This is a genomic window from Enterococcus sp. AMC1157, assembly GCF_058216555.1.
The window spans coordinates 1947280-1961532 of record NZ_CM177099.1 but is presented as its reverse complement, the minus strand read 5'-3'; the positions used below and the strand labels follow the sequence as shown (position 1 = coordinate 1961532).

Genomic DNA, 14253 nt, shown 5'->3' with positions numbered 1-14253 from the left:
GTTCGTCATTTATTAGGAAACAATAAAAAAAAGGCGAGAAATTTTCGTTTCTCGTCCTTTTTCTTTAATTTTCACTTTGTTTTTTTCGTTGGAAAAACGTGATCACTCGTTTAATCAGATTAACTACTAGGAAAAGAACAATAAAAACTAATGTAATCGTTGCTCCAGGTGGAGTGTCTAAGTAAAATGAACTTGTCAATCCACTAATCATTCCTAATAATCCGACAAAAATACTAATTAAAATGACAGTATTAAAACTTTTCCCTAAACGCATACTGATAGCAGCAGGTAAAACCATAATCGCTGAAATCAATAAAGCACCAGCAATCGGAATCATTACTGCAATCGCTACACCTGTTAACACGTTGAATAACATCGACATCCAACGTACTGGCAAACCATCGACATGAGCCGTATCTTCATCAAAAGTTAGAACATACATTGGCTTTTTAAAGAGTAAAAATAAAATGGTTGTCACTGCAAACAAAATTCCTAAAAACATCACTTGGCTAGAAGTAATAGTGATAATCGAACCAAAAAGGTAGGACTGAATACTAGTAGCAGAATTTCCACCACTGAGATTCATCAATACCAAAGCAATCGCCAAACCACCAGACATTAAAATCGCAATCGAAATTTCTGAATAACTGCGATACATCGAACGAAGATATTCTAATACAATTGCTGCTAGAATGACTACAATCATTGTGGTAAAAGTTGGATTCAAGTTTAAGAAGAAACCTAAAGCCACACCTGCTAAAGAAACATGAGACAAGGTATCCGCCATTAAAGATTGACGACGAATAACTAAGAATACACCTAGCATCGGAGCAATTCCGGCAATAAAAATTGCAGCTAAAAATGCCCGCCTCATGAATTCATATGAAAGCAACGCCATTGGGAATCCTCCTTCCTCACTAAACGAATTTGTCGATCTGCATATTGTTTAATATCTTCATGGTCATGGGTAATCATCAAAATTGCTTTACCATGTTGATGAGCACTGTGGCGCAACAATCGATAAAAATTATTACGAGATTCTTCATCCATTCCTGTTGTTGGTTCATCTAATATAAATAAATCAGGGTCCGTCGCAAAAATTCGTGCCAAACTAATCCGTTGTTTTTGTCCGCCAGAAAGTTCACCAATCCGCTTGTTTCGCATATCCCACATTCCGACCGCTTCCAACGCTTTTTTTACATGTTCGTGGTCTCTTTCCGTTAACTTTTTAAACCAACGACCTTTGGGATAACGTCCTGAGCGTACTAATTCTAAAACTGTACTAGGAAAACCCACATTAAAAGAAGCAATTTGTTGGGGAATGTAACCAACACTCAGTTTTCCTCCCTCAGTATTCTTCTTAGCAATCGTAATGTTCCCTTTCGTTGGTTTTAATAAACCTAACGTAGAACGAACTAACGTTGATTTTGCCGCACCATTTTCGCCAGTTAAAATCACAAATTCGCCAGCATCTACATGATAATTGACACCTGCTAAAACAGGTTCATCATCGTAATAAAAGGTTAAATCTTTCACTTCGATATAATGCACAAGGTTCCCTCCTTATTTCTATTAATGGATTAAAATTTCAAGAAGAACGAAATTTTAGTTTGATTGAAATGCCGTATACCATTCCACTAGTTTAGAGCTCCTAGTAAGTGGAACTGGCATCCTTATTTCTATTAATGGATTAAGCTATTTCGTTTTAGTGTATTTAAATTTCTAAAAAACGAAATTTAAGTTTTATTCTCTCTTCGCATACCAATCCTCTATTGAATGCTTAATTGTAATGCTTGTAAATTGTCTCTCATGACACTCAAATAATTGGCACCAGCCTCTATCTGCTCATTAGTCAAACTTTCCAATGGATTTAAGACAGCTAAAGTAACCCCTGTTTCCTTCGCCAAAGTTTCTGCTACTTTGGAAGAAGCATTTTCTTCAAAATAAATCACTGTTACTTGATGATCTTCCACAAAATGTTTCAGTTCAGCTAAACGACTAGGTGTCGGTTCTTCTTCTGATGAAATGCCGGCAATCGATTCTTGTGTTAATCCGTATTGTTTTGCTAAATAAGCAAAAGCCGAATGTTGAGTCACAAATGTCGTATTTCCTGCATTAGCAAAAGCTGCAGTAAATTCGTCATCCAAGGTTTTTAATTCTGCTAAATACTTTTCCGCATTGGCAGTAAAAATTTCACTTTTTTCGGGAAATTGTTCACTCAACGCATCACGAATTGTTTCCACTTCCACCATCGCCAATACTGGATCAACCCAAACATGGGGGTCATGACTATGGTTGTGTCCATCCTCTTCATGCTCATGGTCGTTTTCTTCGTGATCATGGTTATAGTCCTCGCCACTCGCTTCCATTAAAGAAATTTGGCTGGCAGCTTCAATAAACAAAGTATTTTCAGTGTTACTTTGTAAATTCTCGGCCCAAGTTTCTAATTCGTGGCTATTATAAACAAAGGCATCTGCTTCAGAAATTTCCGCTACATTTTTTGCACTAGGTTCGTAATCATGCATCTCTGTTCCCGCTGGAATTAATAACGATACATCGCCTTCTTCTCCAACAACTTCCTTGGTAAATTCATACATTGGATAAAAGGTCGCTACAATTTGTAACTTCTCATTTTCATTTGAAGTCCCTTCATTATTTCCACAAGCAACGAACAACAAACTACTCATAAGTATTAAACTAATTAAAAGGATTTTTTTCATTTTTTTCTGATCCTCATTTCTTTTAAATAAATCAAATCGTAAACTTTCCGATTTGATAACAAAAGATAATGTATCAAAGGTTACGCTTTTCGTCAAGAGAAAGAGAACCATTTATCATCTAAAAAATAGACAACAAATGATTCTCTCATTAAATAAATTACTATTTTAGGGTTCTAACTAAATAAACTTCCTCGCAAAAACCTTTTAAACCATTAACAATTCGTTGGGCGCGCGAGTGTTTTTGGCACAGGGCGAAGACAGTCGGGCCACTTCCACTCATCAATGCCACGTCTGCTCCATACTTCATCATTCGATCTTTGATTTGTTGAATAACTGGATGCTTCGGAATCGTAATATCCTCTAAACTATTGCCCATATACGTCAACATCTTTTGATAATCTTGCTCGACAATCGCTTCTGAAAGCTTCTTCATATCTGGATGAGATAGCTGTTCCATATCGACTTGTTGAAAAATCTTACGAGTAGACACACTGATTCGCGGTTTTACCAAGACAACCCAACACTGAGGCATCGGTACTAAAGGTTCCACCACTTCGCCTTTACCAGCAATATATGCCGTTGTTCCATAAAGGCAATAGGGCACATCCGTCCCGACTTCTACGCCCATTGAAATTAACTCTTCCATCGAAAGATTTAACTCCCACAGTCGGTTCATGCCTCTTAAGGCTGCGGCACAATCCGTACTGCCTCCGCCTAATCCAGCTGCAACTGGAATACTTTTGGTAATCGATATTTTGATTCCCTCAGTAATTCCGTATCTTTCTTTTAAAATCGCTGCCGCTTGATAGACATTGTTACGTTTATCAATTGGTAAAAAAGCTTTATTTGTCTCCACGATAATTTTATCTTCTGGTAATCGTTCAAATACTAAACGATCAGCTAAATCCACACTGGACATGACCATCTCAAGCTCATGATACCCATCTTCTCTTTTATGAAGAACATCCAATCCCAAATTAATCTTCGCGGGAGCTTTCTCTATAATTTCCATAATTCCACCTACTCGAAAATAGTCCTTGATAATATCATAGCAAATTTCACTTGTATAGGCACTGAGAAGATATTATTTCTTGGAAGAAATTTATTTTTTTGGGTATATAGGCCAGCTATTGTAGAGAATGGGGTTGTTTTTTTCTACAATTTTACTAAAGAGGGCTTTATTATGAAAAAGATTGAAAAGGCAGTAGCATATCCTCTAAACAACCAGATAGGTGTACATACACAAAATATAGAAAGAGACCATGATAACAAACTAATCCAAGATAGTTTTGCCGACTTTGCAAATGGAAAGATTCATTTTGAAAAAGAGTTGACAAAAAAATTTGGTAAATATGGTTGGGGAGTTGCCAAGTAATAATTTACTTTTAAGGAAAAATTTATAAAACAAGCCGATTAACGTGACTGACATTAATCGGCTTTTGGCTTTTATTTGATCTTCACTCCAAGCATCCCAATCATCTGAGCGGCTTGATAGTGAGAAATGATAGCTCCTTTTAATAAATTTGGAGAAAATACGATATTCTCAAATTCACTTTTAGAAAAGTCAATAGTCGCTAGTTTCGTTCCGAGAAAATCTGCTTGCTCTAACTGGCAAGAATCAAAAACTAAACTTTTTTTAACGGTCAACGATTGAAAATAAGCTTCTTTCAACGAGGTATTCTCAAAGAAACATTTTTCTAAAACAGATTCACTAAAATTAATATAATCACAGCGAGAATCCGAAATACGGGTTTCTTTCCAACGATTGTCGATAAAATTGGTTCCCAAAAGTTGGCAATGCTCAAAACGGCAACGATAAAACACACTTTCGGAAAAACTTAAATTAGAAAAAATAATATCTTTAAACGTACAATCCAACCATTCACTACGCTGAAATTCTTGATTTTGAAATTCACATCGCTCAAAGGTCACATCGGAAACATGAGTGATTTCGGAAGAATAAGTAAACTGACAATTTTTGTACACTGCTCCTACTTCTACCTCATCTAAAGAAAAAGTTTGATTTTCAATCATACAAAACTCCTTAATTATTGGCTAGAAATTCTTCAATCACTGCCAAAACACCACTTTCTTCATTGGACAGAGCCGCATATTTAGCAGTTTCCTTCACTGTCTCTGCACCATTTGCCATGGCATAGCTATGTTCCACCAATTTCAACATCTCTAGGTCATTGTTCCCATCGCCAAACGCCATCATTTCTGAAGGCTCAATTTGCCATTTTTTAGCTAAAAATTGCAAACCATCGGATTTATCTTTTCCCGGAATAATAATATCCACAAAACCACGACCACTTGAAACTGCTCGAGCTTTTCCAGCAAACTCTTGAGAAATCAATTCCGCAATCTCTTCCGTACGGTCATCTGGCACACTCAAGGCAAACTTCACAAATTTGTCTGACTCTAAATCAATCGACAGTAATTCCTCCACCACCGTCAATGCGTGACAATAAAAAACTGCCACATCCATAAAGTATGTTGGAACCTTGCTTTCAACATACGCACTCTTAATTCCAGATAAAATAATTTGTACATCTGGTTCATTTGCACGAATAAAACAAATGATATTTTGGACGGTCTCTGTCTCAAAATGACTTTCTCTAACCAATTTTCCCTCTTCAATTACTAAAACTCCATTTTCAGCAACAAAAGTAATTTCATCTTTAATATCTGGAAAAAAGGAAGCCAATTGGGCATACTGATTACCACTAGCTACGACAAACTTGATGTCTCTATTTTTTAATTCCTGAAAAATCGCCTGAAATCGTTCCCGATCATATTCTTTTTTACTACTCAAAAAAGTTCCATCCATATCTACTGCAATTAATTTAACCATTGTCATCCCCCTACGTCTCTTATTGTTACTACCACGATAGCATAGGAATAAATGGGAAACAAGAAGGTAGAAAAATACTCAATTCTACTAAAGAAACTAACTCTTTTTTAATTAAAGCGTTCAAAAAAAGCAAAGAATTGTATTCACATCAGATGCAAATACCCCACTATTTTTTCTCTAAAATAGACTTTTTCAATTCTACTCGCATGGTTTTATTCGGATTGACTGCTTGGGAGACCTTTAAATCTCCAGCCAAAGAAAGAAGCATACCCGCTTGGTTGAAGGTTAAATCCGTTTTGTTTTGTATGAAGTCTACCATATTGTTCAATGCAACTTTACTTGCTTCTTCCATCGTCTCACGCGAAGCTAATGTCGCATACAATTCAGCCGTTTCAACAAAAGGTAGTGGCAGTTTTGTTTCTTTTAATACCTCTACTTCCACTTCAATTTCACCGGCAATTTCTAGTCCTGAGCCCATGATTTCCCCATCGCCCATCGAGGAGTGCATATCCCCCATTGCCAACAACGCACCTTCCACATTTACTGGCAAATATAAAGTAGCTCCTTCACCTAATAAAGTCGTATCTAAATTCCCACCGTGATCATGAGGAGTGCCAGTATTAATGCCTTCACCAGCTGGCGCTGTTCCAATCACACCGACCATTTTACGAAGTGGCAGTGAATATCCTTTATACTCAGTTGCTTCTTGTGTGACTTCTCCAATGGCGGTCTCTTCTTGTTGAATACCTTCAGCTAATAAACCCAAACCAGGAGCAGTCACTACCGCTCCTTTTTCATCTAAAGTGATACGTTTGATCGTCACTTTCAGGATATCGCCGACTTCTGCATCATTTACATACAAGGGTCCTGTCGCAGGATTAACTTTGGCAAAATCAATTTGGCTGACTGTATCCGCCTCGGTGCGAACTTCTCCAGAAAAACAGTCTTCTGTTTCAAAAATAACTATTGATCCACTATCTACAGATAATACAGGTTTGTTCTCTTTGTTCATTTCAAAAATTAAATGTTCTCGGCTTATTCTTTCCATATCCAGTCCTCTTTCTATTGTTTTAATTATCGTTCTGATTAGAAATAATCAACCAAGATACTGATGCAAAAAATTGATTATTTCCTATCTTTTAACTAAATTTTACACGTCAAAATCGCAAGACGCAATGATTGAAATTGACATAAAGTTTTTAGATTGCCAACGCTCGATATTCAGTCTATTTCTATTGTCCTAGATAAATAGCAAAAATAATCAAAAAAAAATCCTAAAAAAGCGTATGATAAATATAGATAGAGGTGACCTATGGATTATACAAAAGATATTCAAAAAGCATTGATTTATATTGAAGAAAACTTAACTGACGACCTTTCCTTAGAAAGCATTGCTAAAAAAGTGAGTATGTCTGAATTTCATTTCCAGCGAGTGTTCAAAAAACAATTACATATGGGGATTTATAAATATATTCAAAAAAGACGTATCGCTAACGCTTCCTTGCTATTACTGAATAGTGAGTTAAAGATTATTGATATTGCTTTAATCAGTGGCTTTTCTTCTCAAGAAGCTTTTTCCAGAGTTTTCAAAAGGTATTATCAATTAGCACCTCGACAATACAGAGTACAATTCAAAAATTTTTTTAGGAGGAATTTAAAAATGACTGATACAAAAATAAAAGGCTGGCTCGTTTCTGGTAATAATCACGATAAATACGATATCGCTTTAGACAATACACATTTCCATAGCGGCAAACAATCCGTTAAAATTAGTCGGAAAAATAGCCTGTTTACCGATGATTTTGCAACAGTTATGCAGCAAGTCAGTGCCAAAAACTATATAAATCAGCGGATTCGCTTGAGTGCTTATTTGAAATCTGACCAAATCGATGGTTGGGGTGGTCTTTGGTTACGCATAGATAAAAACGAGTTTGAACAGTTAAAGTTTGATAATATGCAAAATAGACCGATTGAAGGAACAAACGACTGGAACTATTACTCCTCTGTGTTAGATGTTCCTCAAGAAGCGGAAGTCCTTAATTTTGGCTTTTTGTTACAAGGAGAAGGCACTTTGTGGGCGGATGATTTTTGTTTAGAAATTGTTACTGAAGATGTTGCTACCACTGATTTTGACAGTGAACAGCGGTATCCTACAGAACCTCAAAATCTTTCCTTTGTGGAGTAGGTTTTTAATAGGTTTAGCGTTGTATTTAGCTTATCGAACATCATAATCAATACTTTTTGTTGTAGAAAAAACGCTCAATCCCACAAGAGGATTGAGCGTTTAGTTTCGCTTATTTTACTTCTACTGAACCGATTTCTCTACTTGCAGAATTTTCACCCAAACCTTTAAGATCTAAGCTTTGTACTTTATCTGCATTGGTTAAAACAGTAATGATATCTGTTTCTTTCCCAGCAGCTTTTACTGCATCTAAATCCATTTCAGCTAATTCTGTAGTTGGTGTTACTTTGTCGCCAACTTTTACTTTAATTGTAAATGGCGCACCTTTTAATTCAACGGTATCAAGACCCATATGAACCAATACTTCCAAACCAGCAGGAGTTAAAATGCCAATCGCGTGTTTTGTATCAAAAATGCTTGTCACTGTTCCTTCAACTGGAGAGTAAACGTGTTTATCTGTTGGGCGAACCGCATAACCATCACCCATCATTTTTTGAGAGAATACTTGATCTGAAACTTCGGCAATCCCGATAACTGTTCCATTTGCTGTTGCGTATAATTTTTCTGTAACCACTTCTGAACTAGTTGATGCAGTTGCTTCTGTTGCTGAAGCATCAACAACCATGCCTTCTGGAGTCGCTACTTCTTGTCCTGGAAGATCAATTTTATTGAAAATTCCTTGACGACGGAAGAAGATTGTTAAAATAAATGGCACTACGATAGCGATAACCATTGCAATTGTAAAGGCTAACCATCCGCCACCTTCATTTCCGTTAATAGCTAAGATACCTGGAAGTCCACCAACACCGATCGCATTCGCACGAACACCCATGATGTTACTAAACATACTTGCAATACCTGAACCAATCATTGCTGCAACGAATGGATACACATATTTTAAGTTAATCCCGAACATCGCTGGTTCCGTTACTCCTAAGTAACAAGAAATAGTCGCTGGAATAGATACTTGTTCTTCTTTTTTATTTCCACGGTGTAAGAAAATTACTGCTAATACTGCAGAACCTTGAGCAATGTTTGATAAAGCAATCATTGGCCATAAGTTAGTTGTACCAAAGTCAGCAATCAATTGAGCGTCAATCGCTAAAGTTGTATGATGTAAACCTGTAATAACTAATGGTGAATAAACCGCACCAAAAATTGCACTAAATAACCATGAAATTGGTGATTCTAATCCTAAATTCACAATATAAGAAATTCCTGTACCAATTCTCCATCCAAGTGGACCTAAGATTGTATGTGCGACAAAAATAGCCGGAACTAGAGAGAATAATGGAACAAAAATCATAGAAATTGCTTCTGGAATTCTTGTTCTAAAGAATTTCTCCAAATAAACTAATGTGAAGGCTGCTAACATCGCTGGAATAACCTGCGCTTGGTAACCAATCATATTAATTTGCGCAAAACCAAAGTCCCAGAAAGGAACATCCGCTGCTGCTGTACTATTTACTGCATAAGCATTTAACAACTGAGGAGAAACTAACGTAATACCCAATACAATACCTAGGATTTGTGTAGTTCCCATTTTACGTGTAACACTCCAAGTGATTCCAACCGGTAAGAAGTGGAAAATTGCTTCACCTGGTAACCATAAGAAATGATTAACTCCTGACCAAAATTGAGAGGTATCTACAATAGTATTGTAGATTGCTGATCCATCTGGATTAAGCAACGCTACACCATCCACGATTTTTTGTCCTAAAGCCTCAATCTGAACACCTTCTAATAAGTTACGGAAACCTAAAATTAAACCCCCGACGATAATTGCTGGTAATAATGGTGTGAAGATTTCAGCTAAAACCGCAATTGCACGTTGCAATGGATTTTGGTTTTTCTTCGCAAGTGCTTTTCCTTGCTCTTTTGAAACTCCCTCGATGCCTGAAACCGCTGTAAAGTCATTGTAGAAAGAAGATACATCGTTTCCAATGATTACTTGAAATTGCCCCGCATTGGTAAACATTCCTTTCACGCTAGTGATATCCTCAATCGCTTTTTCATCAGCTTTTGATGGATCGTTTAACACAAAACGCATGCGAGTTGCACAATGAGTAACCGCAGCAATATTTGACTTGCCTCCGACTAACTCTAGCAATTTTTCAGCATCTGCTTGATACTTGCCCATAATAACTCCTCCTAAATATATAAATTGTATATACATGTCTACCGACAGTCCTATAATACCGTGTAAAAAAAAATATTGCAAGCGTTTTAGTTCTGATTTTTTCATCTTACTGACAAAAAACGAGATAATTATTGATATACCAACGATTATATCCGTTATTTTTCTGTTGTTCAATTCGGATAAAACCCTTACATTTTTTTATTAAAATAAAAAATATAGAAAATAATTGTAAAAGCTTTCATTATCCTTTATAATTTAGATACATGTATAGACAAGATAGAAAGGGGACAATACATGATGAACATCGTAAATTTACAGCTTGGCCAAACATGGACTGCTCATTGGCCGAATGGATCACAAACTAATTTGGAGGGAGAATACTTAGATCGTCTTTCTTCATTAGTAGAATTGATTAACGCAAACAACGTAGATGGTGGAACTGTCAACGAAGAATTTGTATTGACACTTGAAGGACAAACAACTGACGTTGCCCAATATTTAACAGAAAAAGCAAATGTTCCTTTTGTTGTAGGAGATTATTCCTCAGAAAAAGTAGCTAAAATCCCTTGGGAAGTGGTTTATCACGGATATACACCTGGTAAAGACGAATACTCTGTTGAATCATTATTAACAGTAGGAAATGGTTTTATGGGCTTACGTGGAACTACACCTGAAATGGAAATTGCAGAAGAAAACTATCCTGCCCTTTATTTGGCGAGTTTGTACAATAGCGCTGCTTCTCAAGTTGCCGATCGTACAATTTATAATGAAGACTTTGTAAATGCACCTAACTTACAAAAAATGTATGTCATCATTGATGGTGAACGGGTAGACATCGCCAATAATGAACTTCTTTCAATGAAACGTCGCTTAGATTTAAAAACAGGTTTATTCGAAGCATGGGTGACTGTTAAATTAACTAACGGCAAAGAATTAGCCATCCAAACAAAAAAAATTGCTAGTATGGCAAATGTTCATCAATTTAACCTTTCTTACACAGTCACTCCTTTGAATTTCTCAGGAGAAATCACTTTTGTTTCTGAAGCAGATGGCGATGTGTACAACTATAACGTTGCTCGTTACCGTAGTTTATCTCGCCATCACTTGGCAGTTACTGATTTGCAAGCAGAAGATACCTTCACTTCTTTAACAGCTGTTACTGAGTCTTCTAAAATTACTGTGACACAACAAGCAAAATTACAAAATGAAGCTGGACTTTTAGAAAATCTAACAACTGAAAAAACAGAAAAAGCGATTGTTCAACAAGTAAGCTTTGACGCAAAAGAAGGACAAGCTTATACCTTTGAAAAAACAGTCTTTGTTCAGCAATATCGTGAGGATGAAGTAGTACCAGCACTTGATTTTTCTGGTGATTATCCTACTTTTGACGCTAGCTATCAAGCTTCTGTTAGCGAATGGGAAAAATTATGGGCAACAGCTGGAATTGAAATTGACGGCGATTTAATGTCACAAAAAATGTTAAATCTGCATACTTTCCACATCTTAGCTTCTGCTTCACCAAATGGTAACAAAGATTTAGATGCCAGTGTGACAGCTCGTGGTTTACACGGGGAAGCTTATCGTGGTCATATTTTCTGGGATGAATTGTTCATTTTACCATTCTATACCTTGCATTTCCCTGAAACGGCTCGTGAACTATTAATGTACCGTTACCGCCGTCTTGCAACGGCTAAAACCGATGCTAAAAAAGCCGGCTATCAAGGAGCAATGTTCCCATGGCAATCTGGTTTGGACGGAACAGAACAATCACAAGAACTACATTTAAATCCAATCAGTGGCGAATGGAAAGAAGATCATAGCCGTTTGCAACGTCACGTTTCCTTAGCGATTGCTTATAATGTATGGCAATATTGGCACAATACCCAAGACGTTGATTTCATGGAGAACTTTGGTTTAGAAATGATGTTAGAAATCGCTCATTTCTGGGAAAGTGCAGCTAGCTTTGATGAAGGCAATCAACGCTACTATATTGATCGTGTGATGGGTCCAGATGAATTCCATGAAAATTATCCTGGCTCTGAAAAAGGCGGTTTAAAAAATAATGCTTACACAAACATGATGGTCGTTTGGTTATTTGAAGAAATCGAACGCTTAAGCAAGCAGTTACCAGCTGAAACTTTCCAAGCAGTTCAAGAAAAAACAGCTGTTTCAACTGACACACTTGCTCGCATGGCTGATATCAAACACAAATTGGAATTAGAGATTAACGACGAAGGTATCATTTCTCAATTTGAAGGCTATTTTGACTTAAAAGATTTGGACTGGGATCACTACAAAGAAAAATATGGCAACATTTACCGTATGGACCGTATTTTAAATGCAGAAGGCAAATCAGCTGATACTTATAAAGTAGCTAAACAAGCTGATAGTCTAATGATTTTCTACAATTTCTCTAAAGAACAAGTCCGCTTGATTTTGGAAGACTTAAACTATGAATTGCCAGAAGATTACGTGGAACGTAATTTACATTATTATCTAGCGCGTACTTCCCACGGCTCTACTTTATCTCGTGTCGTTCATGCACAATTAGCTGCAATGGTAAATGATCAAGACTTAGCTTGGGAATTATACCAAGAAGCCTTGTATTCTGATTACCGTGATATTCAAGGTGGAACGACGGCAGAAGGTATCCATGCAGGTGTAATGGCAGCCACTCTTTATATTCCATTAACTACTTTTGCTGGTTTGGATATTCGTAAAGAACGTGTGACCTTCGAACCAAATATGCCCGCTGCTTGGGATGGCATTCGTTTCCAAATGACTATTCGTGGGATTGATTTCTCAGTGGAAGTCACTAAAGAAGAAGTCGTTGTAACAGTCAATCAAGATACAACAATTGATGTGCAGGGTAAAACTATCACATTAGTAGCAAACGAAACACAAAAAATTTCTTATTAACGAGGAGCTTATTCATGAAAAAAGGATTTGTATTTGATTTAGATGGCGTAATTACGGATACAGCTAAGTTTCACTACTTAGCTTGGAAAGATTTAGCAAGTGAAATTGGTGTTGATATTGACTTAAAATTTAATGAACAATTAAAAGGGATTAGTCGTATGGATTCATTAGAACGTATTTTAGCGCACGGAAACAAATCCGATGCGTTTACTACGGAAGAAAAAGAAGCGTTAGCGACGAAGAAAAATACCCATTATGTTGAATTGTTACAAGACTTAACGCCAGCTGATTTGTTACCTGGTGTCAAAGAATTTTTAGATGCTGCAGCTGCTAAAGGTATTCCTTGTGCAATTGCTTCAGCTTCAAAAAATGCACCTTTTATTCTTGAAAAATTAGAAGTAAATGAAGCATTTGATGCGATTGTTGACCCAGCTACTTTAACAAAAGGCAAACCAGATCCAGAAATTTTCGTCCGTGCAGCCGAAGCAATCAACATTACTCCTGCTGAAGCAATTGGTTTTGAAGATGCGCAAGCAGGACTAGATGGTATCAAAGCTGCCGGCATGTTTGCTGTTGGCGTTTACTCTGGCGAAGAACTTCATGGAGCTGATTTAATCGTGAACCACTTGACAGATATTTCAATCGACGAGCTTCTACAAAAATAGGTATTTGCTTTCCCCACTTCCTGTCGCTATAATGAATGGGAGGAGGCTGAATGATGAATAAATTCAAAGAAATCTTTTTGGATCTTGAACAGAAGATATTAGCAAAAGAATACCCGCCAAATACATTGTTACCTAGTGAAAACCAACTAATAAAAATGTATAATGTTTCTAGGGAAACTGTTCGAAAAGCCTTAAATCTGTTAAGAGATGCTGGCTATATTCAAAAAAAGCAGGGCAAAGGTTCGATTGTCTTAGATTTAAATCGTTTTGACTTCCCGATTTCTGGTTTAACCAGTTTTCAAGAACTGCAAAATGCCCAGCAAATTCCTAGTGAAACCAATGTTGTGGAAATTCGCAAAATTGCTGTCTCACCTAAATTACATGACATCACCGGTTGGCCAGTAGCTGGCGAAGCTTGGCGTTTAGTTCGTCAACGCAGAATTGATGGAGAAGTCGTGATTTTAGACAAAGATTATTTAATTGCTGATATTATTACTGAATTACCTCAAAACAAGGCCCAAAAATCTATTTATGATTATTTCGAAAATGATTTAGGCTTAGAAATCGCTTATGCACAAAAAGAAATTGTCGTTGATCCTGTGAATAAGGAATTACGTGATTTGATGGACTTGCATCCAGAAGATCAGCATGTGGTTACCGTTCGAAGCTTGGTTTATCTGGAAGATACTCGTTGTTTTGAATATACCGAATCCATTCACCGATTAGACAAATTCCGCTTTGTCGATTTCGCAAGAAGACGTAAAATTTAAAGA

The 14253-nt window shown here is 36.7% G+C and carries 13 protein-coding genes; 5 read left to right on the top strand and 8 right to left on the bottom strand.

The features are described 5' to 3' along the window. Positions 1-64 precede the first annotated feature (64 nt). From AC4BBX_RS09275 to ispE, 4 genes are all read right to left on the bottom strand, one after another. Positions 65-898 carry a metal ABC transporter permease gene (locus AC4BBX_RS09275; protein WP_490453574.1) on the bottom strand — a complete coding sequence of 278 codons (834 nt, stop codon included), beginning with the start codon at positions 896-898 and terminating at the stop codon, positions 65-67. Beyond that, the gene (locus AC4BBX_RS09270) at positions 871-1551 is read right to left on the bottom strand and encodes a metal ABC transporter ATP-binding protein (RefSeq protein ID WP_490453573.1); all 681 of its coding nucleotides are present in this window, start codon (positions 1549-1551) and stop codon (positions 871-873) included. The genes AC4BBX_RS09275 and AC4BBX_RS09270 overlap by 28 nt, the downstream gene beginning before the upstream one ends. A 218-nt stretch (positions 1552-1769) precedes the next feature. Beyond that, positions 1770-2720: a metal ABC transporter substrate-binding protein gene (locus AC4BBX_RS09265; protein WP_490453572.1), complete on the bottom strand. Its 951-nt coding sequence runs from the start codon at positions 2718-2720 to the stop codon at positions 1770-1772. 160 nt (positions 2721-2880) lie between these two features. Continuing rightward, positions 2881-3732, bottom strand: a complete 852-nt coding sequence (ispE, locus tag AC4BBX_RS09260) for a 4-(cytidine 5'-diphospho)-2-C-methyl-D-erythritol kinase (protein ID WP_490453571.1) — start codon at positions 3730-3732, stop codon at positions 2881-2883. A gap of 171 nt (positions 3733-3903) precedes the next feature. On the opposite strand from ispE, the gene AC4BBX_RS09255 reads away from it, so the two are divergent. Then, a complete protein-coding gene (locus AC4BBX_RS09255; protein ID WP_490453570.1) occupies positions 3904-4095 on the top strand; it encodes a hypothetical protein in 192 nt (63 codons plus the stop codon). Positions 4096-4166: 71 nt separating this feature from the next. Here AC4BBX_RS09255 and AC4BBX_RS09250 read toward each other — a convergent pair whose 3' ends face one another. The 3 genes from AC4BBX_RS09250 to AC4BBX_RS09240 form a co-directional block, all read right to left on the bottom strand. Then, positions 4167-4754 carry a pentapeptide repeat-containing protein gene (locus AC4BBX_RS09250; RefSeq protein WP_490453569.1) on the bottom strand — a complete coding sequence of 196 codons (588 nt, stop codon included), beginning with the start codon at positions 4752-4754 and terminating at the stop codon, positions 4167-4169. A gap of 10 nt (positions 4755-4764) precedes the next feature. Further along, a complete protein-coding gene (locus AC4BBX_RS09245; protein WP_490453568.1) occupies positions 4765-5574 on the bottom strand; it encodes a Cof-type HAD-IIB family hydrolase in 810 nt (269 codons plus the stop codon). A 166-nt stretch (positions 5575-5740) separates the two neighbouring features. Further along, positions 5741-6622 carry an acetamidase/formamidase family protein gene (locus AC4BBX_RS09240; protein WP_490453567.1) on the bottom strand — a complete coding sequence of 294 codons (882 nt, stop codon included), beginning with the start codon at positions 6620-6622 and terminating at the stop codon, positions 5741-5743. A gap of 264 nt (positions 6623-6886) precedes the next feature. Between AC4BBX_RS09240 and AC4BBX_RS09235 the strand changes: the two genes are divergently transcribed. Further along, positions 6887-7759 carry a helix-turn-helix domain-containing protein gene (locus AC4BBX_RS09235; protein WP_490453566.1) on the top strand — a complete coding sequence of 291 codons (873 nt, stop codon included), beginning with the start codon at positions 6887-6889 and terminating at the stop codon, positions 7757-7759. A gap of 109 nt (positions 7760-7868) precedes the next feature. On the opposite strand, the gene treP is transcribed toward AC4BBX_RS09235, so the two are convergent. Further along, on the bottom strand, positions 7869-9896 hold the full coding sequence (treP, locus tag AC4BBX_RS09230; RefSeq protein WP_490453565.1) for a PTS system trehalose-specific EIIBC component: 2028 nt from the start codon (positions 9894-9896) through the stop codon (positions 7869-7871). A gap of 297 nt (positions 9897-10193) precedes the next feature. On the opposite strand from treP, the gene AC4BBX_RS09225 reads away from it, so the two are divergent. From AC4BBX_RS09225 to treR, 3 genes are read left to right on the top strand one after another with little or no spacing between them, the layout of a single operon-like run. After that, complete coding sequence (locus AC4BBX_RS09225; RefSeq protein WP_490455798.1) at positions 10194-12815, top strand: glycoside hydrolase family 65 protein; 2622 nt, start codon at positions 10194-10196, stop codon at positions 12813-12815. Between the two features lie 14 nt (positions 12816-12829). Continuing rightward, positions 12830-13480: a beta-phosphoglucomutase gene (pgmB, locus tag AC4BBX_RS09220; RefSeq protein WP_490453564.1), complete on the top strand. Its 651-nt coding sequence runs from the start codon at positions 12830-12832 to the stop codon at positions 13478-13480. A gap of 53 nt (positions 13481-13533) precedes the next feature. Beyond that, the gene (gene treR, locus AC4BBX_RS09215) at positions 13534-14250 is read left to right on the top strand and encodes a trehalose operon repressor (protein WP_490455797.1); all 717 of its coding nucleotides are present in this window, start codon (positions 13534-13536) and stop codon (positions 14248-14250) included. The last annotated feature ends 3 nt before the right edge of the window (positions 14251-14253 follow it).

What these genes read in the sequence shown, in the direction of transcription:
- AC4BBX_RS09275 (WP_490453574.1), bottom strand. Translation starts at nt 898, where the DNA reads ATGGCGTTGCTTTCATATGAATTCATGAGGCGGGCATTTTTAGCTGCA.
- AC4BBX_RS09265 (WP_490453572.1), bottom strand. Translation starts at nt 2,720, where the DNA reads ATGAAAAAAATCCTTTTAATTAGTTTAATACTTATGAGTAGTTTGTTG.
- ispE (WP_490453571.1), bottom strand. Translation starts at nt 3,732, where the DNA reads ATGGAAATTATAGAGAAAGCTCCCGCGAAGATTAATTTGGGATTGGAT.
- AC4BBX_RS09255 (WP_490453570.1), top strand. Translation starts at nt 3,904, where the DNA reads ATGAAAAAGATTGAAAAGGCAGTAGCATATCCTCTAAACAACCAGATA.
- AC4BBX_RS09250 (WP_490453569.1), bottom strand. Translation starts at nt 4,754, where the DNA reads ATGATTGAAAATCAAACTTTTTCTTTAGATGAGGTAGAAGTAGGAGCA.
- AC4BBX_RS09245 (WP_490453568.1), bottom strand. Translation starts at nt 5,574, where the DNA reads ATGGTTAAATTAATTGCAGTAGATATGGATGGAACTTTTTTGAGTAGT.
- AC4BBX_RS09240 (WP_490453567.1), bottom strand. Translation starts at nt 6,622, where the DNA reads ATGGAAAGAATAAGCCGAGAACATTTAATTTTTGAAATGAACAAAGAG.
- AC4BBX_RS09235 (WP_490453566.1), top strand. Translation starts at nt 6,887, where the DNA reads ATGGATTATACAAAAGATATTCAAAAAGCATTGATTTATATTGAAGAA.
- treP (WP_490453565.1), bottom strand. Translation starts at nt 9,896, where the DNA reads ATGGGCAAGTATCAAGCAGATGCTGAAAAATTGCTAGAGTTAGTCGGA.
- AC4BBX_RS09225 (WP_490455798.1), top strand. Translation starts at nt 10,194, where the DNA reads ATGAACATCGTAAATTTACAGCTTGGCCAAACATGGACTGCTCATTGG.
- pgmB (WP_490453564.1), top strand. Translation starts at nt 12,830, where the DNA reads ATGAAAAAAGGATTTGTATTTGATTTAGATGGCGTAATTACGGATACA.
- treR (WP_490455797.1), top strand. Translation starts at nt 13,534, where the DNA reads ATGAATAAATTCAAAGAAATCTTTTTGGATCTTGAACAGAAGATATTA.